This is a genomic window from Campylobacter coli (assembly GCA_039516895.1).
Classification (GTDB): Bacteria; Campylobacterota; Campylobacteria; order Campylobacterales; family Campylobacteraceae; genus Campylobacter_D; species Campylobacter_D coli_B.
Map to the genome: position 1 here is coordinate 1,189,774 of CP154437.1, position 26,981 is coordinate 1,216,754.

Annotated in this window: 24 protein-coding genes; 6 read left to right on the plus strand and 18 right to left on the minus strand. The window is 32.5% G+C overall.

The features are described 5' to 3' along the window. Nucleotides 1–2: 2 nt before the first annotated feature. Nucleotides 3–1,025, minus strand: a complete 1,023-nt coding sequence (ilvC, locus tag AAID94_06015) for a ketol-acid reductoisomerase (protein XAK23395.1) — start codon at nt 1,023–1,025, stop codon at nt 3–5. A 122-nt stretch (nt 1,026–1,147) separates the two neighbouring features. Here ilvC and AAID94_06020 point away from each other — a divergent pair, with 122 nt between their 5' ends. Then, nucleotides 1,148–3,082, plus strand: coding sequence for a ribonuclease R family protein (locus AAID94_06020; GenBank protein ID XAK23396.1), 1,935 nt, complete (start codon nt 1,148–1,150; stop codon nt 3,080–3,082). Beyond that, nucleotides 3,075–4,040, plus strand: coding sequence for a DNA polymerase III subunit delta (locus AAID94_06025; GenBank protein ID XAK23397.1), 966 nt, complete (start codon nt 3,075–3,077; stop codon nt 4,038–4,040). Before AAID94_06020 ends, AAID94_06025 begins: the two co-directional genes overlap by 8 nt. Before the next feature lie 20 nt (nt 4,041–4,060). On the opposite strand, the gene AAID94_06030 is transcribed toward AAID94_06025, so the two are convergent. The 14 genes from AAID94_06030 to AAID94_06095 form a co-directional block, all read right to left on the minus strand. Further along, nucleotides 4,061–4,705 (minus strand): hypothetical protein, encoded by a 645-nt coding sequence (locus AAID94_06030; GenBank protein XAK23398.1) that lies wholly within the window; start codon nt 4,703–4,705, stop codon nt 4,061–4,063. A 65-nt stretch (nt 4,706–4,770) separates the two neighbouring features. Continuing rightward, on the minus strand, nt 4,771–5,115 hold the full coding sequence (gene hypA, locus AAID94_06035) for a hydrogenase maturation nickel metallochaperone HypA (GenBank protein XAK23399.1): 345 nt from the start codon (nt 5,113–5,115) through the stop codon (nt 4,771–4,773). Beyond that, a complete protein-coding gene (gene hypE / locus AAID94_06040) occupies nt 5,115–6,089 on the minus strand; it encodes a hydrogenase expression/formation protein HypE (GenBank protein XAK23400.1) in 975 nt (324 codons plus the stop codon). Before hypE ends, hypA begins: the two co-directional genes overlap by 1 nt. After that, a complete protein-coding gene (hypD, locus tag AAID94_06045; GenBank protein ID XAK23401.1) occupies nt 6,086–7,177 on the minus strand; it encodes a hydrogenase formation protein HypD in 1,092 nt (363 codons plus the stop codon). The genes hypE and hypD overlap by 4 nt, the downstream gene beginning before the upstream one ends. Next, entirely contained in the window at nt 7,161–7,442 is a 282-nt protein-coding gene (locus AAID94_06050) for a HypC/HybG/HupF family hydrogenase formation chaperone (protein XAK23402.1), read from the minus strand. Before AAID94_06050 ends, hypD begins: the two co-directional genes overlap by 17 nt. Then, the gene (hypB, locus tag AAID94_06055) at nt 7,442–8,191 is read right to left on the minus strand and encodes a hydrogenase nickel incorporation protein HypB (GenBank protein ID XAK23403.1); all 750 of its coding nucleotides are present in this window, start codon (nt 8,189–8,191) and stop codon (nt 7,442–7,444) included. Before hypB ends, AAID94_06050 begins: the two co-directional genes overlap by 1 nt. A 76-nt stretch (nt 8,192–8,267) precedes the next feature. Beyond that, nucleotides 8,268–10,454 carry a carbamoyltransferase HypF gene (gene hypF / locus AAID94_06060; protein ID XAK23404.1) on the minus strand — a complete coding sequence of 729 codons (2,187 nt, stop codon included), beginning with the start codon at nt 10,452–10,454 and terminating at the stop codon, nt 8,268–8,270. Beyond that, complete coding sequence (locus tag AAID94_06065) at nt 10,435–11,952, minus strand: hypothetical protein (protein XAK23405.1); 1,518 nt, start codon at nt 11,950–11,952, stop codon at nt 10,435–10,437. The genes hypF and AAID94_06065 overlap by 20 nt, the downstream gene beginning before the upstream one ends. A 46-nt stretch (nt 11,953–11,998) precedes the next feature. Beyond that, nucleotides 11,999–12,646 carry a SprT family zinc-dependent metalloprotease gene (locus AAID94_06070; protein ID XAK23406.1) on the minus strand — a complete coding sequence of 216 codons (648 nt, stop codon included), beginning with the start codon at nt 12,644–12,646 and terminating at the stop codon, nt 11,999–12,001. Beyond that, nucleotides 12,622–13,938, minus strand: coding sequence for an MATE family efflux transporter (locus AAID94_06075; protein ID XAK23407.1), 1,317 nt, complete (start codon nt 13,936–13,938; stop codon nt 12,622–12,624). Before AAID94_06075 ends, AAID94_06070 begins: the two co-directional genes overlap by 25 nt. 176 nt (nt 13,939–14,114) lie before the next feature. Then, complete coding sequence (gene pstB, locus AAID94_06080) at nt 14,115–14,855, minus strand: phosphate ABC transporter ATP-binding protein PstB (GenBank protein ID XAK23408.1); 741 nt, start codon at nt 14,853–14,855, stop codon at nt 14,115–14,117. Further along, nucleotides 14,852–15,940: a phosphate ABC transporter permease PstA gene (pstA, locus tag AAID94_06085; GenBank protein ID XAK23409.1), complete on the minus strand. Its 1,089-nt coding sequence runs from the start codon at nt 15,938–15,940 to the stop codon at nt 14,852–14,854. Before pstA ends, pstB begins: the two co-directional genes overlap by 4 nt. Continuing rightward, nucleotides 15,937–16,851 (minus strand): phosphate ABC transporter permease subunit PstC, encoded by a 915-nt coding sequence (pstC, locus tag AAID94_06090; protein XAK23410.1) that lies wholly within the window; start codon nt 16,849–16,851, stop codon nt 15,937–15,939. Before pstC ends, pstA begins: the two co-directional genes overlap by 4 nt. A 9-nt stretch (nt 16,852–16,860) precedes the next feature. Then, nucleotides 16,861–17,856, minus strand: coding sequence for a substrate-binding domain-containing protein (locus AAID94_06095; protein XAK23411.1), 996 nt, complete (start codon nt 17,854–17,856; stop codon nt 16,861–16,863). A 452-nt stretch (nt 17,857–18,308) separates the two neighbouring features. Here AAID94_06095 and AAID94_06100 point away from each other — a divergent pair, with 452 nt between their 5' ends. From AAID94_06100 to AAID94_06115, 4 genes are read left to right on the plus strand one after another with little or no spacing between them, the layout of a single operon-like run. Continuing rightward, nucleotides 18,309–18,809 carry a ferritin gene (locus tag AAID94_06100; protein XAK23412.1) on the plus strand — a complete coding sequence of 167 codons (501 nt, stop codon included), beginning with the start codon at nt 18,309–18,311 and terminating at the stop codon, nt 18,807–18,809. A 49-nt stretch (nt 18,810–18,858) separates the two neighbouring features. Next, on the plus strand, nt 18,859–20,235 hold the full coding sequence (locus tag AAID94_06105) for an MBOAT family O-acyltransferase (GenBank protein ID XAK23413.1): 1,377 nt from the start codon (nt 18,859–18,861) through the stop codon (nt 20,233–20,235). Continuing rightward, nucleotides 20,236–21,216: a GDSL-type esterase/lipase family protein gene (locus AAID94_06110; protein ID XAK23414.1), complete on the plus strand. Its 981-nt coding sequence runs from the start codon at nt 20,236–20,238 to the stop codon at nt 21,214–21,216. It begins immediately after the preceding gene. Beyond that, nucleotides 21,206–22,375: a GDSL-type esterase/lipase family protein gene (locus AAID94_06115; protein ID XAK23415.1), complete on the plus strand. Its 1,170-nt coding sequence runs from the start codon at nt 21,206–21,208 to the stop codon at nt 22,373–22,375. The genes AAID94_06110 and AAID94_06115 overlap by 11 nt, the downstream gene beginning before the upstream one ends. Before the next feature lie 70 nt (nt 22,376–22,445). On the opposite strand, the gene AAID94_06120 is transcribed toward AAID94_06115, so the two are convergent. The 3 genes from AAID94_06120 to AAID94_06130 are packed head-to-tail and all read right to left on the minus strand — an operon-like array spanning nt 22,446 to nt 26,912. Then, the gene (locus AAID94_06120; protein XAK23416.1) at nt 22,446–23,810 is read right to left on the minus strand and encodes a TolC family protein; all 1,365 of its coding nucleotides are present in this window, start codon (nt 23,808–23,810) and stop codon (nt 22,446–22,448) included. A 1-nt stretch (nt 23,811) separates the two neighbouring features. After that, a complete protein-coding gene (locus AAID94_06125; protein XAK23417.1) occupies nt 23,812–25,737 on the minus strand; it encodes a MacB family efflux pump subunit in 1,926 nt (641 codons plus the stop codon). Further along, the gene (locus AAID94_06130; GenBank protein ID XAK23418.1) at nt 25,737–26,912 is read right to left on the minus strand and encodes an efflux RND transporter periplasmic adaptor subunit; all 1,176 of its coding nucleotides are present in this window, start codon (nt 26,910–26,912) and stop codon (nt 25,737–25,739) included. Before AAID94_06130 ends, AAID94_06125 begins: the two co-directional genes overlap by 1 nt. Nucleotides 26,913–26,981: the final 69 nt, after the last annotated feature.

Genomic DNA, 26,981 nt, shown 5'->3' on the forward strand with positions numbered 1-26,981 from the left:
TTTTAGTTCTTATCTTTATCAATTAATTTTTTAGCACTGATCCAAGGCATCATTGCGCGTAAATTACGGCCTGTTTGCTCGATTAAAGAATTATTCATATTTTTGCGTTCTGCATGCATTCTTGCAAAGCCTGCACGGCGTTCTAAAATGAAATCTTTAGCAAAGTTTCCATCTTGTATATCTTTTAAAACACCTTTCATGGCTTTTTTAGTTTCTTCAGTGATAATTTTTGGCCCTGTAATATAATCACCGTATTCTGCAGTGTTTGAAATAGAATAACGCATATCTGCAATTCCACCTTGATAGATCAAATCTACGATAAGTTTTATCTCATGCAAACACTCAAAATAAGCCATTTCAGGCTCATATCCTGCTTCAACCAAAGTTTCAAATCCTGCTTGAATCAAAGCACTAAGCCCACCACAAAGTACAGCTTGCTCACCAAAAAGATCTGTTTCTGTTTCAGCTTTAAAAGTCGTTTCTATGATACCTGTACGACCTCCACCAATAGCACTTGCATAGCTTAAAGCTAAATTTTTAGCATTTTTGCTCTCATCTTGATGAATCGCTATCAAACAAGGAGTTCCTCCACCTATAGCAAATTCATTTCTTACTGTATGACCAGGTGCTTTTGGAGCTATCATGATTACATCTATGCCCTTAGGAGCTACGATTTGACCATAATGGATATTAAAACCATGTGCAAAAGCTATAGCCTTACCTTCGCTTAAATTTGGCTTTATTTCCGCATTAAAAATATCAGCTTGAATTTCATCCGGAGCTAAAATCATAATCACATCTGCTACTTTTGAAGCTTCGCTCACGCTCATCACCTCAAAACCTGCACTTTTTGCTTTAGAAAAACTTGATCCATCCTCACGAAGCCCGATGACAACATTAACTCCATTGTCCCTTAAATTCATAGCATGAGCATGTCCTTGAGATCCAAAGCCTATAATTGCCACTTTTTTTGATTTAATCAAACTTAAATCACAGTCTTTGTCATAATAAACTGTAACAGCCATTATTTTACTCCTTAATAAATTCAAAATTAAAGAGCTTATTATAACAATAAAGTTTTAAATTTCATATTTTTTTTATAAACTTTATGCAAGAATTCTCAAGAAAATTTACATAAAGTAAAGCAGTGAAAGAATTTTTAAACAATCTTAATTATGGCATAAGTGCTCATGAAGTTAGCAATGAATTTAAACAAATTCTAAGAGAGCTTCTAGCTAATAACATCATCAAAGAACACAAAAATAGATATTATCTTAATAACGGCTATGTTTTTGGAACTCTTGATATTTCAAGTAAAGGCACAGGATTTTTACAATGTTTTGATGAGAGTTTTAAAAAAGATTTGCTTATAGAAAATAAAAATTTAAAAGGAGCAAATTACAAAGATATCGTTGCTGCTAAATTACTTCCCTTAAAGAAAAAACGCCCTAGTGCTAAAGTAGTTTTGGTTTTAAAAAGAGCCAACGAAACCTCACTTGTCATCACCAAAAGATACGGCGAAGCAGTTCTTGGGATGAATATTAAAACAGGATTAAGCACCGCCTTAAAAGCCTCGCAAAAATCCCTAAAAGCACTACCTTTGGGGACGATTTTAAAAATAGAAAATCAAGATAACAACATCATAGAAGTTTTAGGACATATCGATGATGAAAGCATAGATGAAAAAATTTCTCTTGCACTTTTTAACAAAAACAGTGAATTTAGCGATGCTTGTATCAAAGAAGCTTTAGCCAATGGAGATAGCGTTGATGCAAGCATGTATGAAAATCGCTTAGATCTAAGAGCTTTACCTTTTTGCACTATAGATCCTGTGCATGCAAAAGATTTTGATGATGCAATTTATTTTGATACAGAAAAACGCGAACTCTATGTCGCAATCGCCGATGTAAGCGAATATGTTTATGCTTATAGCGCTATTGATAAAGAAGCTAGAAATCGTGGATTTTCTATATATTTTCCACATATTGCCATACCTATGTTGCCTCGCCCTTTGAGTGAAAACATCTGTTCTTTAAAGCCTCATTTAGATCGCTTGGCGTATTGTTTTAAAATCACGCTTGATTTAGACTGCAAAGTCGTAAAAGAAGAACTTTTTGAAACCATCATCAACTCAAAACGCCGTTTTAATTATGATGAAGTGGATGAAATTTTGATTCAAAAGCCAGACTTAAAAGAACTTTCTTGGCTTTATAAGCTTTTTGAAGTCACAAAAACTTTACGCAAAAATCGCCTTAAAAACGCCTTTGAATTCCGCACTGAAGAACTAAGGATGAATTTGGATGAAAATTTAAGTCTTCAAAGCACGATTTTTGAAAAAGACACACCTTCACATAATTTAATCGAAGATTGTATGCTTTTAGCCAACAAAGCCGCCGCAAAACTCATCGATGTAGGTGTTTTTAGAAATCACTCCAGTGCGGACATGAAAAAGATAGATAGACTTTTAAATGAGCTTTTAGAGCTTGGAATCGATGTGAAATTAAAACCTAACCTGCCTGAGCTTATACGCGATATACAAGCTTTAGCCGATGAGCTTGGCTTAAGGGCAGAAGTGGATAAACTCATCATTAAAGCTCAAAAAAAGGCGGAGTATTCTAGCGAAAACGGGGGGCATTTTGGCTTGGGTTTTGACAAATACTCACATTTTACAAGCCCTATACGCAGATATTCTGATCTTATCTTGCATAGACTTTTAAAAGCCAAACAAAAAAAAGATGAAAAACTTTTTAATTACCTACTTTTAAATATACAAAGCACTTGCGAAAACCTTAGTGTGCTTGAAAGAGAAGCTGATAAAGTCGCTTATGATTTTATGGATAGAAAATTTGCAAGATGGGCAGCTAAAAATATAGGCAAAAAATTTAAAGCCCTAGTAGTGCAAAATGATGGAATTTGTATAGCAAAACTTGATGATGAGATCAAAGGAGCTGACATCATCCTTTATGATACGCGGGTAAATTTACTAGAAAGCGTAGAAGTGCAAATTTTAGAAGCTGACATCATCATGGCAAAAATTTATGCAAAAATCACCCAAAGACTTAGAAAGGAAAGTAATGTATAGAAAAGAACTTCAAAATTTACTTTCCAAAAATCAAATTGATAATTTTTTCTTTCTTTATGGAGCTGATAATTTTCAAAGTGAGCTTTATGCTGATTTTATCAAGGAAAAATACCAAGCGGATGAAATTTTAAAATTATTTTTTGAAGAATACAGCTTTACTCGTGCAAGTGATTTTCTAAGCGGAGGTTCGCTTTTTAGCGAAAAAAAACTTTTAGAAATCAAAACCTCTAAAAAAATTCCCACAAAAGAACTTAAAGTTTTAGTTGAGCTTTGCAAAAATAATAAAGACAATTTCCTACTTTTAGAACTTTACGATGAAAGCTCTAAACAAAACGATATAGAAAAAATCTTTTCTCCTAATTTTGTGCGTTTTTTCAAGGCCAATAACGCAAGAGAAGGGATAGAACTTTTAAGCATAAAAGCAAAACAACTCCATATAGAAATCACTCAAAATGCTTTATTTACCCTTTTTACAAGCTTTGATGAGAATTTGTATCTTGCTGCTAGTGAGCTTAATAAATTCAGCGGCTTAAGAGTAGATGAAAAAATCATAGAGCAGTATTGTTATAGCCTAAACATAGGAAGTTTTGAAAGCTTCTTTGAAAAAATTTTAAAAAGAGCTGATTTTAAAAATGAGCTTGAGAAGATTTTAGACAATTTTAACGAAATCACACTGATCAACTCTTTAAATTCTGCCTTTTACCGCCTTTTTAAGATCGCTCTTTATGCTAAAATTTATGGGAAGGTGGATTTTAAAGAACTCTTAGGCTATACTCCCCCGCCTCAAGTAGCACAAAATTTAAACGAGCAAGCTTTCAGTCTAAAAATCAAACACTATAAAGAAATTTTCAACCTTTTACTTAAAAGTGAATATGAGCTTAAAACTAATTCCAAACTCGCTAAAAAAGAATTTCTAATCGCCACTTTGCTAAAGCTTGCAAGGATTATAAAAAGTTAGATTATTGACAATCTCATTTCTTATTTTTGCTCTTTAAATTTATTGTAAAATTTCTCTAAAAAATCTTTATGCTTGCTTGAAGTTCTAAGAATATACATTGGATGATAAAAATTATTTTTTTCAAACGATACTTCATAGTTTTCTTTGCATACAATAGGAGTATTTTTAAAAATGTCACATGCCCTATTTCTTAAAATATCACATTTAAATATTTTTTTACCAAAACCAAAATAAACAATTTTGTTATAAAATCTAAGATGTATATCATCACTAAATAAATACCGACTTTTAATTTTACACATTTCTTTAATTGCATTATCGGATTTAGAATTTTTTAAATTAAATAAATTAAAAATTTGAATAATTCCGTTCAATTCTATTTTTTTGTTTATATGTTGTCCATTAAAAATTCTTTCGATTTCTCTCATTGTGCTATCAGGAGAAAATTTTTTCCAAGAATCAAAATCTTCTACATCTTTTTTATCCTTATAAAATTCTCGTATTTTATTTAATTCATCAGATGTAAGAGATTCTTTGGGTTCCGCAGAACCAGGGTTTAACATAACAACACTTCCTAAAAGCTTAGTACTTTGACCAAAACACAATAAAGTATTTATTCTAAAATAATGCTCTCTATCTTTAAAATATTCCGCATATACATTCATTTCCAAACTCCAAATATTTAAAAATATTAATAAATCTCGTTCTTGAATAAATCATTCCTACGATTTCACTCCATCACAAGTCGCATGAGGTGCAAATCCTCACCTTGTGAGATTTTATACTCTATACTTTCGCATTTAGGACACTTAAAAACATTTTCTTCTAAAATACTTGTTTGATCGCATTTTAAACACAAAATTTCAAGCGGTGCAAGCTCTATAAAAAGCTTTGCATTTTTGCAAAGCTCTGAATTTTCCCTAAAAGTTTCAAAACAACGCCTAAAAAGCTCTACTTCTATACCACTTAAACGACCTATTTTTACATAAATCTCTTGCACACTTTTAGCTTTATGAGCAAAAGCATTTTCTTCACAAAGTTCGATTAAAGACTCTACTATACTAAGCTCGTGCATTAGCAAATTCTCGGTAAAAGTTCGCCCTTAGGAGCTTCTAAAAATCGTTTAGCTCCATAAGCATTTTCTAAAATCACACGAGCTTTTTTCTCTTCTAAAACTTCTCCTATAATACTAGCATTTGCATTGTATTTTTTTAAAATTTCCAAAGCCTTTAGTTCATCCTCTTTTTCAACGCAAAGTATAAAAGTGCCTTCATTTGCGAGTTCAAAAGCCTCATAGCCAAAAAGCTCACAAAGTCCTAAAACCTCATCTTGTATTTTTATCTTTTCTTCAAAAATCAAAAGATCATTCCCGCTTTGCTTTGCCCATTCGTTTAAAACTGCACTAAGTCCCCCGCGCGTTGCATCACGCATAGCTACGACTTTTATATCTTTTTCCAAAAGTTCCAAAACTTCCTTATCTAAAGCCTTGCAGTCGCTTTTTATATCTGCTTCTAGTTCATTTCTTTTGATCAAAACACTAGCCCCGTGCCTGCCCACATCACCTGAAACAAGTATGCTAAGTCCTGCTTTGATATTTTTACTCTCTTTTTTAGCGATGATTTCACCTAAAGCAGTGGTGTTGATATAAATTTCATCTCCCTTGCCTTTTGGTACCACTTTGGTATCGCCACAAACCAACTCAACCCCGCATTTTTCACACTCTTCTTTAATGCTTTTTAAAATGCGTTCAAGTTTTTCTAGCTCAAAGCCCTCTTCTAAAATAAGTCCTAAGCTAAGGTATTTTGGTTTTGCCCCTACCATTAAAACATCATTAACAGAACCGCAAACGCAAAGCTTACCTATATTTACCTCATCATCTAAAAAGATAGGACTTAAGACAAAAGAATCCGTGCTTAAAGCCAAATTTCCCAAAATCGCAGCATCATTGTTTTCATTTAAAATTTTATTATCAAAGATCTTAAAAAGCTTAGTTAAAAGCTCGTTCATCTCTTCTCCGCCACCCCCATGAGCCAAAGAAATATTTTTCATGCATTCACCTTTGAGTATTTATAATACGCCGCACAAGCTCCCTCGCCTGAAACCATACAGCTTCCTATAGGGCTTTTTGGAGTACAGGCTTTACCAAAAACCTTACAATCATAAGGCTTTGCCAAACCTCTTAAAATTTGTCCGCAAATACAAGCCTTACTTTCACTTTTACTTTGCACTGCGCAGTCAAATTGCTTGCTCGCATCATAAGCGCTAAATTCTTCTTTTAACTCCAAACCACCCTCTTTTATAAGCCCTAAACCACGGAATTCAAAATCACAAACTTGAAAGTATTTTTTAACCAAATTTTGTGCTTTTTCATTGCCTTTTTCACTCACTGCTCTTTTGTATTGATTAAAGACTTCGAAACTGCCTTTATTGATTTGTCTTACTATATTTAAAACGCTTTCCATGATATCCACAGGCTCAAAACCACTCACTGCTATAGGGGTTTTAAACTTAGCCGCTAAAGGTTTATAAATCCCATAACCTGTGATCACACTCACATGAGAAGGTCCTAAAAAGGCATTGATTTTTACATTTTCATCATTCATAATCGCTTCTACAGGTGCTGGAACTGTGATATGGTTAATATGAAAAAAGACATTTTTTAAATTTTGTTCTATCACTTTTTCAAGAAGTAAAGCACTCATAGGCGTAGTAGTTTCAAAACCTATGGCAAAAAAGATGATGGTTTTGTTTAAATTTTGCTTAGCAATATCCAAAACTTCAAGCGGAGAATAAAGCGCTCTTACATCCGCTCCCCTTGCTCTTAAATCAAGCAAAGAAATTTCACTTCCTGGAACCCTTAAAAGATCTCCTAAGGTGCAAAAAATCGTATCTTTCATAGAAGCAAGTTTGATCGCAGTATCAATGCGAACTCTTGGCATCACACAAACAGGACAGCCTGGCCCATGGATAAAATTGATCTCTTTAGGCAAAATAGAAGGCAAGGCGTATTTCATAATACTATGCGTATGCCCACCACAAATTTCCATGATATTAATCGGTGTTTTAATTTCTTGTTCTATAAGCTTTTTTAAGGCTAAAATATTGTCTTTATCTCTAAATTCATCGATGAAATTCATTTAAACCCATATCCCCTTCATCGCTTTTGATCTCGCCACTGTTCATCTTTTCTACTATTTCTTGATAGGTTTTTATACTTTCTAAAGCGGCTTCTTTGTCGATTTTTTCCATGGCAACACCTACATGGATTAAAACATAATCACCCTTTTGTAAAGGCTCATCGATCAAATCCAAATTCACTTTTCTTTTAACACCTAGAGTTTGCACCAAGGCATTATTAAGCTCATCGATTTCTAAAATTTCAGAAGGTATAGATAAACACATTAAAAAAGCTCCTTTTTGAGTTTAAGTAGTTTATACCAAAGCTCCATATTGGTTCCATTTTTAGCATCAAGAGTGATGATATCAGCTCTTGGACTGAGTTCTTTTATGAGTTTTGTAGCTTCTTTGATATCAAAATCAAAATGATGAGCCAAATCCGCCTTGGTAATCAAAACAATATCTGCTTTTTTAAACATTACAGGATATTTTTGTGGCTTATCACTGCCTTCAGTCACAGAAAGCAAGACTACATTTAAATGCTCACCCAAATCATAGCTCGCAGGACAAACTAAATTCCCTACATTTTCTATAAAAAGTAAATCCACTCCTTTAATATCTAAATGATGCAAAGCCTCATGCACCATAAAAGCATCTAAATGACAGCTTTGTCCTGTGGTGATTTGATACGCTAAAGCCCCAGCATTTTTTACTCTTAAAGCGTCGTTATTGGTTTCTAAATCCCCTTCAATCACTGCGATTTTAAGTTCGTTTTTCAAAGCCTTGATCGTGCTTTCTAAAAGCGTAGTTTTTCCGCTTCCTGGAGAGCTCATGAGATTGATACAAAGTGTATTTGCTTCATTAAAATGCGCCCTATTGTGCTTGGCTTCTTCATCATTTTTACTTAAGATTTTAGAAATTACTTCTATGGTTTTGCTTTCTTTTAGGCTTGGATTTTCATGATGATGATCATGATGATGAGAATGCTCATGGGTATGAGCCGAATTTACTGAACAGCCACAATCCTTACACATATTATGTTCCTTTTGAAAGTTTTTCTTTGATTTTATCTTTAAAAGTATTAAATTTTAATGAGTTTTAAAGATATTATCAGTCTTTTTTTAAAAAATGCACCATTTGTCCTAGGGCTATGGAGCTATCGTTGCAAGGGTATTTTAAAGATGTAAAAAAGTCAAAATTTTTAGCTTTTAAAATTTGAAGTAAGGTTTTATTTTGAAAAACTCCACCCCCTAAAAGCACTTTTAAATCATAAGTTTTGCTAAAAGTTATAATCAAATTTGCCAAAGCATTAAACATACCCGTAATAGCCTTGCTTTTTTCATCCTTTAAAGCACCCTCAATGAGTTCTTTAAAGTTGATTTCTCCATCCTTGAAAAAAAGCTCGTAAGAAAAGTCTAAATTTTCATCATAAAATGCTTCGCACATCAGCCCAATTTGTGCTTCGTAAGAAATTTTTTCTATATCAAAAACTATACTCCCAAAAGCATCGATAATGCGTCCTAAAGAACTTGTTTGAAGTGTAGAGTGGGTGTGAATTTTTTTAAGATTTTCAAGTTTTATTTTTGGAATTTTAGATAAAAATGTCTTAGCCTCATCTTCTAAATCATAATGCCAAATCAAGCTCAAAGCTAAATTTTGTATATTTTTTATATCGCTATTGATAAGGGTGAAATTCTCAAAATGCGCGATTCTTTCGTATTGTTTTAAATTCCCTATAAAAATCTCTCCACCCCAAATTTTTCCATCATCGCCATAACCCGTGCCATCAAAGATAAAACCCAAAGCTTTTTCATCTTTTTTAAATTCTTTTTCGTATTCAAAATAAAGTGCGCAAAAATGTGCGTAATGGTGCTGAATTTTATAAGTATTGTAAAATTCTTTTGTATAGCTAAAATTAGGATGTTTATCGCAAAGTATTTGATCAAAACTTAAATCATAACTTTGTTTAAAAAAATCAAGCAAAGAAAAAAATCTCTCGTGTACATCAACACTTTTTAAATCCCCTATATAAGGAGAAATCAAAAGTTTATTTTCATAAAAAATCACAAATTCATTTTTTAATTCGGAGCCCAAAGCTAAAAAAACTCCTTTTTTATCGCTTTTAATTTCCAAATAAGTCGGATTTAAACCTCTTGAAGTGCGTAAAAACATAGTTTTTCCATTTACAACTTGAGCAATGCTATCATCGCTTGGATTGTGAATTTCTCTTGTATAGTCTAGATAAAAATCAAAAACATTGCCAAGCTTTTTAAGCAAATTATCCTCATCTTTGATAATGCTTTCACCACTTAAATTTGCACTTGTTGCTATCAAAACCCCATCAAAATATCTAAAAAGTAAAAGATGCAGTGGAGTGTAAGCTAACATAATGCCGAGTTTATCTACATCAGGGGCGATTAAAGAAAAGGCTTTTTTAGCTTTTAAAATCACGATAGGAGCTAAAATAGAACCAAGCAGTTTTTCTTCCTCTTTATCCACAAAACAAAGCTCTTTAGCATCGCTTATATCTCTACACATTAAAGCAAAGGGTTTTTTGGGGCGGTTTTTTCTAAGTCTTAATTCTTTTATGGCTTCAAGATTAAAGGCATCACACATCAAATGAAATCCCCCCATGCCTTTGATAGCTAAAATTTTTCCTTGCTTTAAAAGCTTAGCACAGGTCTTAAAAGCTTCATTATCTTGGGCTAGAATTTCACCCTTTTTATTTTTTAAAAAAACATCGATTTTACACTGAGGGCAACTTATAGGCTGGGCATGAAAACGCCTATTTTTAGGATCTTCATATTCACTTTTGCAAAACTCACACATTTTCAATGTTTCCATTGTGGTATTACACCTATCATAAGGGAGATTTTTAATAATACTAAATCTTGGCCCACAATGCGTACAAGTGATAAAAGGATATAAAAAACGCGGATTTTTTTCATCAAAAAATTCTTTTTTACACTCTTTGCAAAGTGCAAAATCACTAAGCATTGGAGTAGTTTTTGTATTTTGCAAAGAAGTACCTATGCTAAAATGGGTATAATTTGTAGTCGTTTGCTCTGTGATATCAATGCTATCTATCCTTGCTAAAGGCGGAAGCTTCTCTTTGAGCTTATAGATGAAATGCTCGCATTCTTCTTTGGTACAAGCAAGAATGATTTCTACCCCAAAACCATCATTTTTTACTTCTCCACAAAGTCCTAATTCAGAGGCAAGCTCAAAGACAAGAGGACGAAAACCTACACCTTGAACAAGTCCTGAAATTTGAAGTTTATATCCTAAGCGGCACATCGCTTAACTGACAATTTTTAAGATGTTTTAAAGTATTTCTAAGCAAGGCTTTATGCTCAAACAAAGATCCACTAATTAGCGCCATTTCACTCTGTTTTTTTTCTCTTAAGCCATCATAAGTATCGCGTAAAAAATAAGCCAAGCTTTCCACAGCTCCATAAGCGATATTTGCACTATCTACCCCTGCCAGCATAAAGCTCATAGTAGATCTTAAGGTCCTAGTATAATCAAAACTTTTATCTTCTTTCAAACGATAATCAATCTTCACCCCACGAGGCATTTTAGATTCGTCTGCGATTTTTAAAAGCTTTTCTCCTGCCTTGTGTAAATTTTCATCCAAATTTAACACCCTGCCCACCAAGCAAAGTAAAGAATAAAAATTGTTTTTAAGTTCAAAACTCTCATTTAAAAGCGGAAATTCTTTGGCAAAATTTTCTAAAAGTCTTGCGCCGATTTCATCTTTTTGTATCTCTTCATAAAGCTCTTTAGAATTTTTAGGTAAAGAAAGGCAAAGCAAATTGATCTCTTTATTTGCGAGCAATAAATCTTCATACTCCTTACTAAGCTCTAACACAAAAGCCTTTTCTCCATAACGACTTAAAAGATAAGAGATTCTTGCCATATTTTTATCTTCTTTGGAAAAGATAAGCTCTCTTGCTCTTGGGTTGATAAATTCAAAACCCTCTAAGACTACTATTTGATTATCTAAAGTCGTGATATAAAAATCTTTTTGAAATTCTTTTATCTTTTTAACACTTAAAAATTTATACTCATTTTGCCAAAGCTTTAATCCTAAAGCAAAAGAAAACAAATCCTGCGCTAGTCTTAACTTAAATTCATTAAAATCAAGATCGTGATTTTTTCTAAATACAGCGCTTAATCTTAGCTTCATCAATGGTTTTTCCAAACTCGCAAGAAGTTTTAGATTTTCATTTGAGCAAACAAAGACAGAATTTATAGCTTTGATATCGCAAGGCATTAAATAATCGCACTCAAAATCCCCTTTAAATAAAGAAATTTCATAAATGCCCTTTTTATCCTTTAAATAAATACTTTTTTCTTTTAGCAACAAATCAAAAGCAGTGTTTAAATTTTTATCAAAATTATCTTCATTAAGACTTTGAAATTCGTTTAAATCACTTGAAAATTCACACTCGCAAAATACACCCCATTCGTTTTTACTTAATTCTTTTTTTTCTTGATAGAGCTTTGAATTAAGATAAGTAAGATAAGTAAAAGGGAAAAATTCTTTATCCTTTACTTCTTGCTGATGAAATTCTCCTGCCCTAACATCAAATTTTTTCAAAAAAATACTATGACTCATAGAATTTAAAGAATCACAAAAAGCCTTTAAATTTTCTTCGTCCGCATCAATGCTAAAATGATATTTATCCTCTTGTTTTTCTAAAGTATAACGATAATTTTTCGCATAAAAACGCAACAAATATTCAAATATATCATTATCCGCACTATAAACAAAATCAAATTCCAAAGTCATATTGTGCCTTTTTTGAAAAATAAACTATAAATATAGCATTTTTTACTTAAAATTCTTTTTCTCTTTGCCTAAAATCGCTCATAAAAGAATAGATAAAATCATAAAATTCTTTGCTATGATTTGGGAATTTAATGTGGCTTAATTCATGCAAAATCACATATTCTATAGCTCTTAAGTTTTTTTCTAAAAGTCTTAAATTTAAGTTGATATAGCCTTTTTTATGATTGCAAGATCCCCAACGCGTTTTCATTTTTTTAATGCTTAAATGAGAATAATGCAAATTTGTTTTTTTGCTCCATTTTTTAAGATAAAAAGAAAAAATGATTTTTGCATTTTGTTTTAAAAAATTATCCAAATCTTCTCTTGAAGCACTTTGAATTTCACCCTTTAAAATTCGCGTTTTTTTAAAGCTTTCATCTAAATTTAAAATATATTTTTTACCTAAAAAATATATTTCATTTTCGCTAAGCCTTGCTTTTTTGCTTTGAAAATTAAGATAAGTTTTTTGTATCCAAATTTCATTTTTATATAAAAATTCTTTTGCTTTTTCTAGCGGATAAAATTGAGGGATACTTAAATGAAATTCGCCCTTTTCATTGAGCTTTAAACGCAAGGTTTTAATGTTTTTGATTTGATAGAAAAAATCCCTATTTAAGTAACGAAAACTTTTTACACTAGAGCTTTGCCTTGCCATTTCTTACTCTTCCATCTATAAGCATTTACAAGCCCTCTTAAGAACTCATCTGCACAAAAACCTATCCATACCCCCAAAATTCCAAGCCCAAAATGAAAACAAAGCACATAGCCCACCGGTAAAGAAACACCCATCATAAAAACAAGTCCGCTAAAAAATGGAAATTTCGCATCTCCGCTCGCTCTTAGGGCATTGACCATGACTATATTAAAAGTGCGTGAAATTTCAAGAAAAATAGAAAGCGTAAATAAAGGAAGCATAAGCTCTCTAAGCTCAGGTTTTAAATCAAGCAAATCCATGGTAAAATCTTTGAAAACAAAATTTAAAACCGCCACAAAAGCACTGGCCATCACGCTCAAATACAAGGCATTCCAAGCGTGCTTATAGGCGATATTTTGGTATTTTGCACCCACTAATTTACCTACGATGATTTCATTTGCTATGCTGATTGCTTGTCCAATAAGCATGATAAGCATTGAAATTTGAAAATAAATCGTTTGCACGCTATCATTGTTTGATCCAAGTTTTGCCACAAAAGAAAAAGCGATAAAATACTGCACTATCCAAAGCAAATTTTCTCCCGCTGAAAAACCGCCTATGTTTAAAACTTTTTTCACCACAGCTTTTTCAAGCTTTATCATTTCTTGAATTTTAAGATGAATTTTTAATTTATAAAAAAGTATGATAAGTAAAGCAGCCACCGCCACAAAACGCGCAACAAGATTGCTAAGCCCTACTCCTAAAAGCTCGCTTTGAGTAAAATGCAGGGCGTAAAAATTGCCTATAATGACTATGATATCCATCAAAAAGCCTATAAACATAACCCAATAAGCCATATTATAAACCCTGATAATAGCAGCCAATACAATCCCCAAAGCATCAAAAAACAAACAAATTCCTAGCATTCTTAGATAGATAATGCCATCTTGTAATTTTTCTTCAGGGATATTAGCAAGCCTAAGCAAAAGCTCTCCTTGCCATATGATAAACACCGCGCAAACAAAACCCAAGAGCGCATTTAAAAACAAGCTTTGATGTATCACTTTTCTTGCTAAGACTAAATCCCTTGCTCCTATGGCTTGAGCGATCACAACACTACAACCCACACTTAAAAAACTAAAAATCGTGATAAACAAATCAGCGATTAAATTCCCCGCTCCCATAGCACCCACAAGGGAATTTGAATAATGCGAAACCATAGCAGTATTGATGATGATAGTAAGGTATTTTGAAAGCAAATCCCAAAAAATAGGAACACTGAGTTTTGTTAGGGAAAGTTGTTTTTTTGCCATGATTATTCTTTTAAAAAGCCGTATTCATAAATTTTAGGCTCTAGCTTTTTGGCTAAATTACTTTTTAAAGGTTCTTCGCTTAGTTTTAAAAGTGTTTCAAACAAAACTATATCCTTATGAAATTCTTTTTTTAAGGATATAATTTTAATATAAAGATACTTGTTTTTGTATAAATCTCACCCAAAAGCACCACTTAAATAAGCCTTGGTTTTTTCTTGCTTTGGATTTTCAAAAAATTCCTTACTTTCCCCAAATTCTATAAGCTCTCCAAGGTGAAAAAATGCTGTATAATCAGCCACGCGTTTACCTTGCTGCATATTGTGCGTAACCATGATCATAGAAAGATTATGGCTTAATTCTTTTAAAAGCTCTTCAATCACGCCTGAACTTATAGGATCAAGTGCAGAAGTTGGCTCATCTAAAAGCAAAAGTTTAGGTTTGATCGCTAAAGCTCTTGCGATACAAAGGCGTTGTTGTTGTCCGCCTGAAAGAGCTAGAGCATTTTGCTTGAGCTTGTCTTTAACCTCTCCAAAAAGCCCTACTTTTTGCAAACAATCCACCACCAAAGCTTCTTCCTCATCCTTGCTTTTAATCATACCATGAAGTTTTGGAGCATAAGAGATATTTTCATAAATGCTTTTTACAAAAACATTAGCTTGTTGAAAAACCATACCGACATTTTTACGCAAAACTACTACATCTTGATTTTTTACATCTTTTCCTTCGATTTCTACTAAACCATCGATTTTTGCGATTTTGTCATTCATTCTGTTAAAACAACGCAAAAAGGTAGACTTTCCACATCCTGAAGCACCGATTAATGCAGTGATTTTATTTTGCTCGATTTGCATATTGATATCAAATAAAGCTTGTTTTTTTCCATAAAATAAATTTAAATTTGTTGTTTTTGCTATCACTTTAATTTTCCTTGAAAATATTTTCTTAATAAAACCGCACTTAAATTTAGCACCACTAAAAGCCCTAAAAGTACGATGATACCCGCTGCAGTTCTTTCTAAAAACGCACGCTCTGGCATAGCCGACCATGAATAAATTTGAGCAGGTAAAACACTAGTTGCATCAAGCACTGAACTTGCCACATCAGGGATAAAAGCTATCATACCAATAATCATCAAAGGCGCAGTCTCACCTATGGCTCCTGCTAAAGTAAGGATAGAACCTGTTAAAATCATAGGCATAGCCAAAGGAAGCATGATGCCCTTTACCATTTGCACCTTTGTCATACCCAAAGCATAGGCAGCATTTTTCATGTTGATATCCACGCTTTTTAAAGCTGCTTTGGTTGAAACTATGATGATAGGCAAGCTCATGATCGCTAAAGTAAGCCCGCCTACTAAAGCACTTGAACGTGGCATTCCAAAAAGATTGATAAACACGCCAAGTCCTAAAAGTCCAAACAAAATACTAGGAATACTTGCAAGATTGTTAATGCACACTTCTATAAAATGTGTAAATAAATTTTGCGGTGCAAATTCTTCCAAGTAAATCGCCGCTGCAACTCCTACTGGAACGCTTACTGCCATACACACAAGCATAACAAGCAAAGTTCCTACAGCTGAAGATAAAATTCCTGAATTTTCAGGCGATTTAGAATCCCCATTTAAAAAGAAATTCGTATTAAAACGAAGTGCTATTTCATCTTTTTGTACAAGATTATCAACCAAAGCTCTTTGCTCTTCATTTAAGCGGTTGTAATTTTGTTTCATATACTGATCCACTTCTGAATTTGCTAAAAGCCATGATTTTTCAGTGATTTGTCCTGTTCTTATCTTTCTTTGCTCTGCACGCGATAAAAGCTCATAAGCAGGTGAATTTCTATCCGCTTCCACATAAATATAAGTTTGCTTAAACGCCCCAATTCCAAGATATGCCACACTTCCTAAAAAGATACAAAGAAAAATGAGATTGATATAAAGTCCCATTTTACAAAGTCTTTTAAAAGACTTTGAGGCTTTTTGTCGTTTTTTGAAAAGCTTTTTCATAAATTTTTCCTTTTGTGAAAGCGGTTGATAAGATAAACGCTAAACATATTGATGATTAAAGTGATGATGAAAAGCACCAAACCTAAAGAAAAGGCACTTAAAGCTAAAGAACTATCAAAAGCTTGATCCCCACTTAATGCTTCTACGATCTTAACCGTAACCGTTGTCATATCTTCTAAGAAATTCATTGTCAAATTTGGACGCAAAGAAGCTGCCATTACCACTATCATGGTTTCACCTAAAGCCCTTGAAAGCCCTAAAAGACAAGCTGCTACTATACCTGGAATAGCCTCAGGTAAAATCACAGCAAAAACCACTTCTTTTTTTGTCATCCCCAAAGCATAAGCTCCGTTAATCCTTTTTTCACTCACAGCTTCGATACAATCTTGCGACAAAGAAGCCACTATAGGCACTATCATAATCCCCATGATAAATCCCGCACCTAAAGCACTTTGAAAACTCGCCTGTATACCAAACAAAGAAAAAAACCATACTATAAAAGGTGCTACGATTATAGCTGCAAAAAATCCAAAAACAACAGTAGGAATCCCTGCGATAACTTCTAGGATAGGCTTGAGGTAATTTTTAGATTTTTTACCGGCAAAAACACCTAAATATATAGCACACATTACCCCCAAAGGTAGAGCTGTTAACATAGCAATTAAAGAGATATAAAAAGTTCCCCAAAAAAGCGACACTGCACCAAAAACCCCTTGCTTGCTCGTGCCATCTGCATTCATAAAAGCTGCATCAGCTGCCCATTCGCTTGAAAATAAAAAAGTACTTATGCTTTCTTTTTGAAAGAATTTTAAAGCTTCGATTAAAATCGTTAGCATGATGGCAAAGCTTACCACCACACTAACAAAAGCGCATAAGAAAAGCATAAATTTAATTATTTTTTCTTTTAGCAAAGTTTTTCCTTAAAATACTTTTCCAGCTTTTACAAGCTCATCGGTTAGAATTTTTCTATCTTCTATATGTTTTTGAGAAGCTTTTAAAAGCTCATTATTTAAAGGAACAAGCCCTATTTTCTCAAGCTCTCCTCCACTTTTTGCTAAATCATCACTCATATAAATTTTTGCAAATTCAAAGGCTTCTTTAGGGTTTTTCTTTGCATTGATATATATAAATAAACTTCTTGCAAGATCATATTTTCCATCAGCAATATTTTTTTCATCTGCTTTTACACCATCGATATCTGCTGCATTGATTTTATCCACATTGCTTACTAAAAATCCATAACCAAAAAGTCCAAAAGCATCTTTATCGATAGTAAGTTTTGAAACGATTAGATTATCATTTTCACCACTTGGGATATAAGCTCCATCTTGGCGTATGGTTTTATACTCGCCTTTGTATTCAGAAATTTTTTTAGAAATATCACTCATTATAAGTTCTTCTACGGTATCTCTTGTGCCTGAGCTTGATGGAGGACCATAAACACTGATTTTACGATTAGGTAAATTTTTATTGATTTGATTCCAGTTTGTATAAGGATTTGGGACAAGTTTGCCACCTTGTGGAACCTCTTTAGCTAGAGCTAGGAAAAGTTCTTTTTTAGTGATATTTAAAGGTGTGTTGGCCTTATTTTGCGCTAAAACTATACCATCATAACCTACCATAATCCCTACTATATCAGTAACTCCCGCTTTTTTGCAAGTTTCAAATTCGCTAAATTTCATCGCTCTTGAAGCATTAGAAATATCAGTTATACCCTCGCAAAATACTTTAAATCCACCCCCTGTTCCTAAACTCTCTACGATAGGAGTTTTTGTATTGTGAATCGCTGCATACTCTTCAGCTACAAAAGAAGTAAATGGATACACAGTTGATGAACCTGCGATTTTTAAATCGGCCGCATTTAAAGCACCTGCTAAAGCAAAACTTGCAACACTTAAAGCTAGAATTTTTTTCATTTTTTCTCCTTACTTTTAAAAAAGTAACGGAAGTTTAGGAAAAGTGGGAAACATTTTGGAAACATTTTTTTTACTTCGCAACGGAAATAAATTCCGTCTTACGACAAAGGACTAAGTCCTTTTGAAACCTCTAAAGGCACGCCCACCTAAAAATCTTTGCAGATTTTCAGCCTTTTTAAAATTCTCTTACTTCGCAACGGAAATAAATTCCGTCTTACGACAAAGGACTAAGTCCTTTTGAAACCTCTAAAGGCACGCCCACCTAAAAATCTTTGCAGATTTTCAGCCTTTTTAAAATTCTATCTCATAACAAAATATAAATTATTTCATTTAGAAACATTTTATTTTTATTTTATATATTTTGATTTCAATCCTTTAAAAATTTATTTTGTTTTAAAAAAATCAATATATCATTTTAAAAACATTCTAAAAAATAAAAACAAGGAGATAGAATGCTTTCAAAAAAAGTAGTTGATTTATTAAACGAGCAAATCAATAAAGAAATGTATGCAGCTAATTTATATCTAAGTATGAGTTCTTGGTGCTATGAAAATAGTCTTGATGGAGCTGGACTCTTTCTTTTTCAACACGCAAGCGAAGAAAGTGAACACGCAAGAAAACTTATAACTTATCTTAATGAAACAGATTCACATGTAGAGCTTAAAGAAGTTAAGCAACCTGAACAAAATTTCAAATCTTTACTTGATGTTTTTGAAAAAACTTACGAGCATGAACAAAGCATTACAAAATCCATTAATGATCTTGTAGAGCACATGTTAGCCAATAAAGATTATTCTACTTTTAATTTTCTTCAATGGTATGTAAGCGAACAACACGAAGAAGAAGCACTTTTCCGTGGTATAGTAGACAAAATCAAACTCATCAGTGATAATGGAAACGGCTTGTATCTAGCTGATCAATATATCAAAAATTTAGCCTTGTCTAAAAAATAATATTTTTGCCTTGAAAAAGGCAAAATTACAATTTCATCTTAGGTAGCGTATGACTTATTTTTCTTTAGAATTTAGCATTTTAATGATTGTATTTTTTGCCATATATTGGGCATTTAAAGATAATTATAAAATACAAAATATTTTAATCTTAGCTTTTTCATATCTTATTTATATACTGATTAATCCTTATTTTGCTTTAATTTTATTTATTTATACTTTTTTTATACATTTTTTCGCCTTACTTATCTTTGTGCGTCGTAAACGATATATCTTTGCTACTTGTCTAACTTTTATAATATTAAATTTATGTTTTTTCAAATATTTTCCAAACATCAAAGGAAGTCTTGATCAAGTGCTAAGCTTTTTGGGGCTTGATTTTTTAAATATCGAACTTATCTTACCTATAGGTATTAGTTTTTATACTTTTGCTTCTATTACTTATCTTGTAGATGTATATAAAAAACACCATTTAGAAAGCTTTTTAAATTTAGCAACCTTTTTATCATTTTTCCCTACCCTACTTGCAGGACCGATTATGCGTAGTGCGTTTTTTTTCGAACAAGCTTATCAAAAACGCGAATTTAAACATGCAAATTTGATCATCATTTTGCTTATTTTTGGTATAGTTAAAAAAGTTCTTATTGCTAATTATTTAGGAATTTACGCTAAAAATATTTTAGATTTTCCTCAATCTTATAATTTCATACAACTTTTAAGTGCAATTTATGCTTATGCGGTGCAAATATATTGCGATTTTAGTGGATATGTAGATCTAGTTTGTGCTTTTGCTTTAATGTTAGGTTTTACTCTACCACCGAATTTTAATATGCCTTATTTAGCAAAAAATCTTAAAGAATTTTGGGCTAGATGGCACATCAGTCTTTCAACTTTCATAAGGGATTATATCTATATTCCTTTAGGAGGCAATAGAAAAGGAATGCCTCGCACCATAGCCAATATACTCATCGCTTTTATCCTTTCGGGCTTATGGCATGGAAGTACTTTGGCTTTTGGACTTTGGGGATTATTGCATGGATTAGGTATTGTATTTATCCACTTGCTTGCCTTAACCAAATTCAGTCTTCAAAAAATTCCAGCTTTAGGAAGATTTTTAACCTTTCAATTTGTATGTTTTACTTGGATTTTCTTTTATTATAATAAAAATTTAGAAGATGCTTTAGAATACTTCAAAGCTTGCTATAATAACTTTTTCCAAATTCCTAGCTATAATGATATCTATATGCTTGTAAGTTTTGCTGTGCTTTTTATGATTTATCCTTTATTTGTCAATTTTAGAGAATATTGTGTAAAGATTTTAAATCTTACGCCGTTTTTATTAAAGCCGTTTGTAATCACTTTTATTTTGCTTTTGGTGTTTGCTTTTATGCCAAATGGTATTCCTGATTTTATTTATTCGAGTTTTTAAATGAAAATTATTAGATTTTTCTTTATTTTAATTATAGTGTTTATACTTGTTTGCCTTGTGATGAATCAAAGCATTTTTTCTTATATCGAGCAAAAATATCACTTTGCATTTTATCCTAAAAACGATATTTTACAAGAGGCCAATGGTTTTAAAAATAAACTAGAACAAATCCGTGCAATACTAAGCAATGAGCCCCTGCCTCAAAATATAGAAGAAAATATCATGGTTCAAGAAGATATGGATGAACTTAATGCAAGTAATGATTTTATCGATAAAAACACCACTATTGAAGATATACAGCAAACAGAAGATGAAAATGTCAGTTTTATTGACAATACCAAGCTAGAAATTCACAAAGGTGATGAATTTTTATTTATAGGTGATTCTTTAATGCAAGGCGTGGCAATCGCACTTAATCGCGATTTAATTGATCTAGGTTTAAAAGCCAATGATCTTAGCAAGCAAAATACAGGACTTTCTTATAAATCTTATTTTGACTGGGCAAAAGCAACCAAAGAAGCTTTTGCAAAAAATCCTAACATTAAATATCTCGTCGTCCTAGTTGGAGCAAACGATCCTTGGGATATCAAAAAAGGTGGGGTTTATCATCGCTTTGGTTCAGATAGCTGGATTGATATCTACACTTATAGAGTAAATGAAATCATCAATATAGCCAAACAACATGATGCAAAAATTCTTTGGTTTGAAGTCCCTCCTGTTAAAAAAGATGAGCTCAATGAAAAAATACAAATTCTAAACAAAATTTACAGCGAAGAAATTCTAAAAAACAAGCAAATTTTTATCAATACAAAATTATTTTTTAGCGTCAATGATGAATTTTCAACCTATATCAAAAACGAAAACAACAAAAGTGTAAAAATGAGAACAGATGATGGAATTCATTTTACCCCAAATGGCGCAAAAGAGATGTCAAAACTCTTGCTCGAACATATAACAATCAAGGAAGAAAATGCAAATTAAGCAATTTAAAGCTATATTATTAATCCTTATATTTTCAATCAATTTATACGCAAACAACACAAATAATATCATAGATGAAATTTTAAATCAAACCAAAAATCAAAGCGCTTTGAGTAATTATGCTTCTAAAAAAGATTTAAAGATTTTAGAACAAAAACTCAAAGATCAAAAAAATATAGGCATTAGAATTTATGGAGATTCTCACACAGCAGCAGATTTTTTTCCGCGTGTTATTAGAGGATATTTAATCAAATCAAATTCCATAGGCTTTGCTTATCCTTTACAACCTAAATATCAACAAAACTTAAATCTTGATTATTCTTATAAAAATTATGAAATTTTAAACTCAAGAAATACAGACACCGCAGGTATTGACTTTCCTTTAGGTGGGATAATAGCCAAAGCTAAAGAAAAAGGTGCAAAAATCACTCTTGATACCAATTTAGACAAAAAAAAATTTAAAGTAGGTTTTGTCTTTAAGGCTCAAAATAACACCAATGCCTTTAGTATTAAAGATGCTCAAAACAAAAGTTATGAGTTAAGATCAGTGGCTAATAAATGGTCATATAAAGAATACGAACTTGTTTTTCCTTTGCAAATTTCTGCTCTACAAAAAAACGCTCAATTGGGAGGATATTTTATCACCAGCAAAGAAGACAATGCCTATTTAGATACCATAGCGATCAATGGAGCAAAAAGTGATCTTTGGATGTCGTGGAATAAAAAAGTAAGCGAGCAAGAATTAAAACTCCTATCTAATGATTTAATCTTACTTGCTTATGGTTCTAATGACGCACTTTTTAAGGGCTTTGAAAAAAATAAATTTAAAAAGAATTTAAAAGATTGGATTCGCACACTCAAAACTTATAACAAAAACGCCCTTATCATGCTTGTTTCCCCTCCTACTGTGGTAAAAAAACAAGGTAAAAACTATACCCTAGCTCCTGATTTTTTTGCTATAAGGCAAGCACTTTATGAGGTAGCCAAGGAAGAAAAAACTCTTCTTTTTGACATGCACCAATTCATGCAAGATAGTGGTGGAAAAAACAAATGGATAGAACAAAAGCTCTCCTTGCAAGATGTACATTTAACCATTAAAGGCTATGAATTAATGGCTAAAAAATTGCTTGATGATTTAAAAAAATATGTGCATTATTGATTTTTAATTTTATCAATATAATTTAAAAAAGCCTTATTTGCTTGATATTTTTAGCAGAAGAGATATAAAATTAAGGCATTTCCAAATGGGTTTCATCATAGCTTAAAGCTGTGATTTGATAATAAGAATTGATGGTTTTAAGAAGATTAAACCTAGCTTCTAACAAACTTTGTTTAGTGGAATTTAAAGTATTAGAAGCATCTAAATAATCTTTTAATTCACTTTTACCCAAATTATATTTTTCCCAATAAGCTTGAGTAATCAGCTCTTGTTTAAAGCTAGTATCTTTTAAAATTTGAAGCAACATAGTATTGCTTTGATAGTCTTTATAATTTAAAGCAAATTCATTCATAGCACTTTGCAAACTCTGCTCATAAGTAATAAGTGCACTCTCATAATCAAACTGCGAAATTTTGATATTTTGCTTTACTCTGCCATAGTCTAAGAAAGGCAAAGAAATTTTTATATTACCACTAAGAACTTCAAATTTAAAACTATCATCAAATTGTTTATCGCTACCATTTAAAGCCCCATTTAGAGAAATACTTGGCAAGATTGATTTTTGCACCGAAGCATAGTCTTTAAAAGCGGATTTAAGGGTATTAAGCTTAGAGCGCACATCAGGACGATACACAAGAGCTTCTAAAGGGATGTTAAAATTAGGATTTAAATTCTTAAAATCAGAAAGAGTTAAAGCTTTAAAATAATCAATATAAGCAAAACCCTCTTGCTTGCCTATCAAATCTTGTAGATTTTTTATAAGTAAATTTCGATTTTGCTCATTGCGTAATAAATTCTGTTTTGCTCTTAATAAATTTTGCTCGATATTAAGCAAATCAAGTTCTTCGATTTTTCCAAGCTCAAATTTATAAGCATAGAGCTCTCTCATTTGTTCTAAATTAGCTAGATACTCTTTAAGTAAATTATCCACATCATTAAAATAAGCAAGTTCAAAAACACCATTTAAAGCTGTATTAATCATACTGATTTTTAAATTTTCTAGATCATAAGCACTAGCCTTTGCACTGAATTCACTCGCACTTGAGCTATCCCTTATCTTTCCATAAATGTCAAGCTCATAGCTTAAATTTAAGCTATTATTAAAATTCTTACTTTGGACTCCGGAATTTAACTTCTTATCTCCACCAAGCCCCAAATTTGCACTTAAAGTCGGATACAAATCATAATCTATCAAATCAGCCCTTGCTAAAGCTGCAAGCAAAGTACTTCTAGCTGTATTTATATCGCTATTGTTTAACAAAACAAAATTTAAAAATTCATTCAATTTAGCATTATCGTAAGCCTTGTACCAATCATAAGTGATATTTAAGTCTTTAAAGCTCTCCTCGCTCATTGTTGGCTCTTTAGGTAAGCTAAGTTTTACTCCACAGGCGCTTAAAAAAAATGCTAGTAAAATACTCAATAAATTTTTCATTTTATTCCTTTGATAAGGCGCTGATAGGATTTAAATTGGCTGCATTTCTTGCAGGGAAAAATCCAAAAACAACCCCGATTAAAACAGAACTCAATAGCCCCAAAAGCACAGAATACGCATTTAAAACCATAGGAAAATCAGTGCTTAAGGTATTAAAACCAAAAATCACAAAAACAGAAAGCAAAACTCCTAAAATCGCACCCATAGAGCATATCATCACAGCTTCGATCAAAAACTGCATCATGATATCTTCTCTTCTAGCACCTATTGCCATGCGAATTCCTATTTCTCTTGTTCTTTCACTCACTGAAACAAGCATGATATTCATCACGCCTATACCTCCAACAATCAAAGCAATCACCGCCACCGAAGCAGTAAGTATAGTTGTCGTGCGTTTATTTGCCGTGATAGCTTGCTTGAAAGTATCGGAATTAAAAGTAAAAAAATCCCTCTGTCCGCGTTTGATCTCTAAAATTCTAATAATGGCATTTTCAGCTAAGGTAGAGCTCACATCGTCTTTTACTTTTACTATAATTTCACGCAAATTTCTATCACCCGTAAGCTTATTCATCAGTGTAGTATAAGGCATATAAAGGCGTACTACATTATCTTCTATGGGTTTTTCTGTGTCTTTTTGTAAAACTCCTATGATTTTAAAGGGTTGAGAATTAAAAATCACCACACGCCCTAAAACATCTTCGCTCTTTTGATGAGGAAAAAGATTTCTCTTAGCATTAAAGTCAAGCACCGCTACATTAGCATTAGTTTCTATATCTTCATTATTTAAAATTCTCCCAACTTGAAGCTTTAAACCCTCTATGGCAAAATTATTCACCCCTACTCCCTCAGCTCTAGCGCTTAAAGAAATGTTAGTATAAGTTGCTACGCCTGAAGTATTAGAGTGCGCATCTACCGCTTCTAAATAATCTAAACTTCTAAGTGTTTCTAAGTCGCTAAAATTAAGCCTTGTTTTGCCTGAACGCAAATCCCCAAAACCTTTACCAGGGCGGATTTCAATGGTATTGGTTCCAAGTCTTGCGATGGATTCTAAAACCTTAGCTTGAGAGCCAAGCCCTAAGGCCACCACGCACACAACCGAAGCTATACCTATGATGATCCCTAGCATGGTTAAAATAGAACGAAGTTTGTGTGCAAGTATGGAAGAATAAGCTATTTTTAAACATTCAAAGGCTTGATTTTTAAACAAGGTAAAAGTTTTTTTCTCTTTTGGCATACTTTTAACCTGTCCTTGATAGGCAAACTTATCTTTTTTGCTATCACTTAAAATCTCTCCATCTTTGATTTCTATCACTCTTTTAGCCTGTGCTGCTATCTTTGGATCGTGCGTTACAAGTACTATGGTATGCCCTTGTGCGTTTAATTTTTTTAAAATTTCAAGCACCATAATACCGCTTTTACTATCTAAAGCTCCTGTTGGCTCATCGGCTAAAATAAGCTCTCCACCATTCATCAAAGCTCTAGCTATAGAAACACGCTGTTGCTGTCCTCCACTTAGCTCATTGGGTTTTGATTCTATCTTGTGCTCAAGCTCTAAATTTCCTAAAAGTTCTTGAGCTCTAAAATTTCTTTCTTGCACTTTTTTACCCGCATAAACAGCAGGCAATGCAACATTGTCATTTGCGCTTAGAAGATTTAAAAGATTGTAGCGTTGAAAAATAAAGCCTATTTTTTCGCGTCTTAATCTCGCTTTTTCGTCGCTATTGAGCTGGGTAACTTCATAATTATCAAAAATATAACTCCCACTGCTTGGCTCATCTAAGGTTCCTATGATATTTAAAAGCGAAGTTTTTCCACTCCCACTTTGCCCTATGATAGCGACAAATTCGCCTTTTTCTATACTTAAACTTACATTTTTTAATATGGCATTCTCGCCTATATTTTTACAAATATTGTTTAAAAAAATCATCAAAATCTCAATCTTAACTTAGGAGCAGCACTATCGCCACTTGAACTTACTATCAGTAATTCATCCTCGCTTAAACCTTCTAAAATTTGAGTATTTACAGAATCTTTAATGCCTAATTTAACATATTTTTTTACTGCTTTTTGACCTTGCAAAATTTCAACATAATACCCTTTTGCATCATTTTTAATCGTATAAGTAGGTACAGCAATAACATCTTTAACACTTGCTACAACAATTTCATTTTGTATACTCATACCAATACGCAAAAAATCATCTTTATTTGCCACATAAAATTTAGCATAATAATATATGGCATTGTTAGAACTTGAACTTGAAGAACTAGAGCTTGAAGAAGAAGTAGAATTGGTACTTGAATCACTTATTTGAGTATCTGCAGGATCTATGCTTGCTATGCTTGCTTGATAAGTTTTTTGAGGATCGCTAAGCAAAGAAAAATCAAGTTCTGTGCCGATTTTTATCTTACCAACATCCGCTTCAGCTATCTCCATTCTTACTTCCATTTGATCTAAATTGGCTATGCGGACTATGGTTGGGGTGTTTTGATTGGCATTTACAGTTTGTCCTTCATCGACTGCTACATTGATCACAACTCCATCAATAGGCGCAGTGATGGTTGTATATCCTAAATCTTTTTGAGCGTTTTTAAGAGTGATTTCAAGCTGAACTACTTGAGCATTAAGCTCTGCAACATTTGCCTTTAAAGTGTAAAAATTGTTTTTTTGAGTTTCTAAATTTTCAAGAGAACTTGCCTTAGCAGCATAAAGTTTTTGTTCTCTTTGGTATTGTTTACTTGCGATTTCAAGGGCGACTTTTTTACTTTCTAAATTGGCCTTAGCACTTTCAAGCTGCGCCTTTGTGATATCTAAATCATTTTGCTGTTTATCTTTATCAATTTGTGCGATCAAATCACCTTGTTTTACATACGAACCCACATCAACATAAAGCTTGATGATTTGCCCGCTCACTTGAGCACCCACATCAACTTGATCTTTAGCATAAACTTTCCCTACCGCTTCTATGGTTTGAGAAATATTTATTTTTTTAACCTTTTGGGTGAGATAATTGATTTTTTCACCATTATTGAAAAATACAAAATAAGCACCCACTCCAAAAAGCGCTAAAATCACTACAATCAAAACGATCTTATTTTTCATCCTAAGCCTTAAACCAAAAAAATAAATCTTAGAATTCTACTTGGGCAAAGTGAATTTTTTGTGAATTTT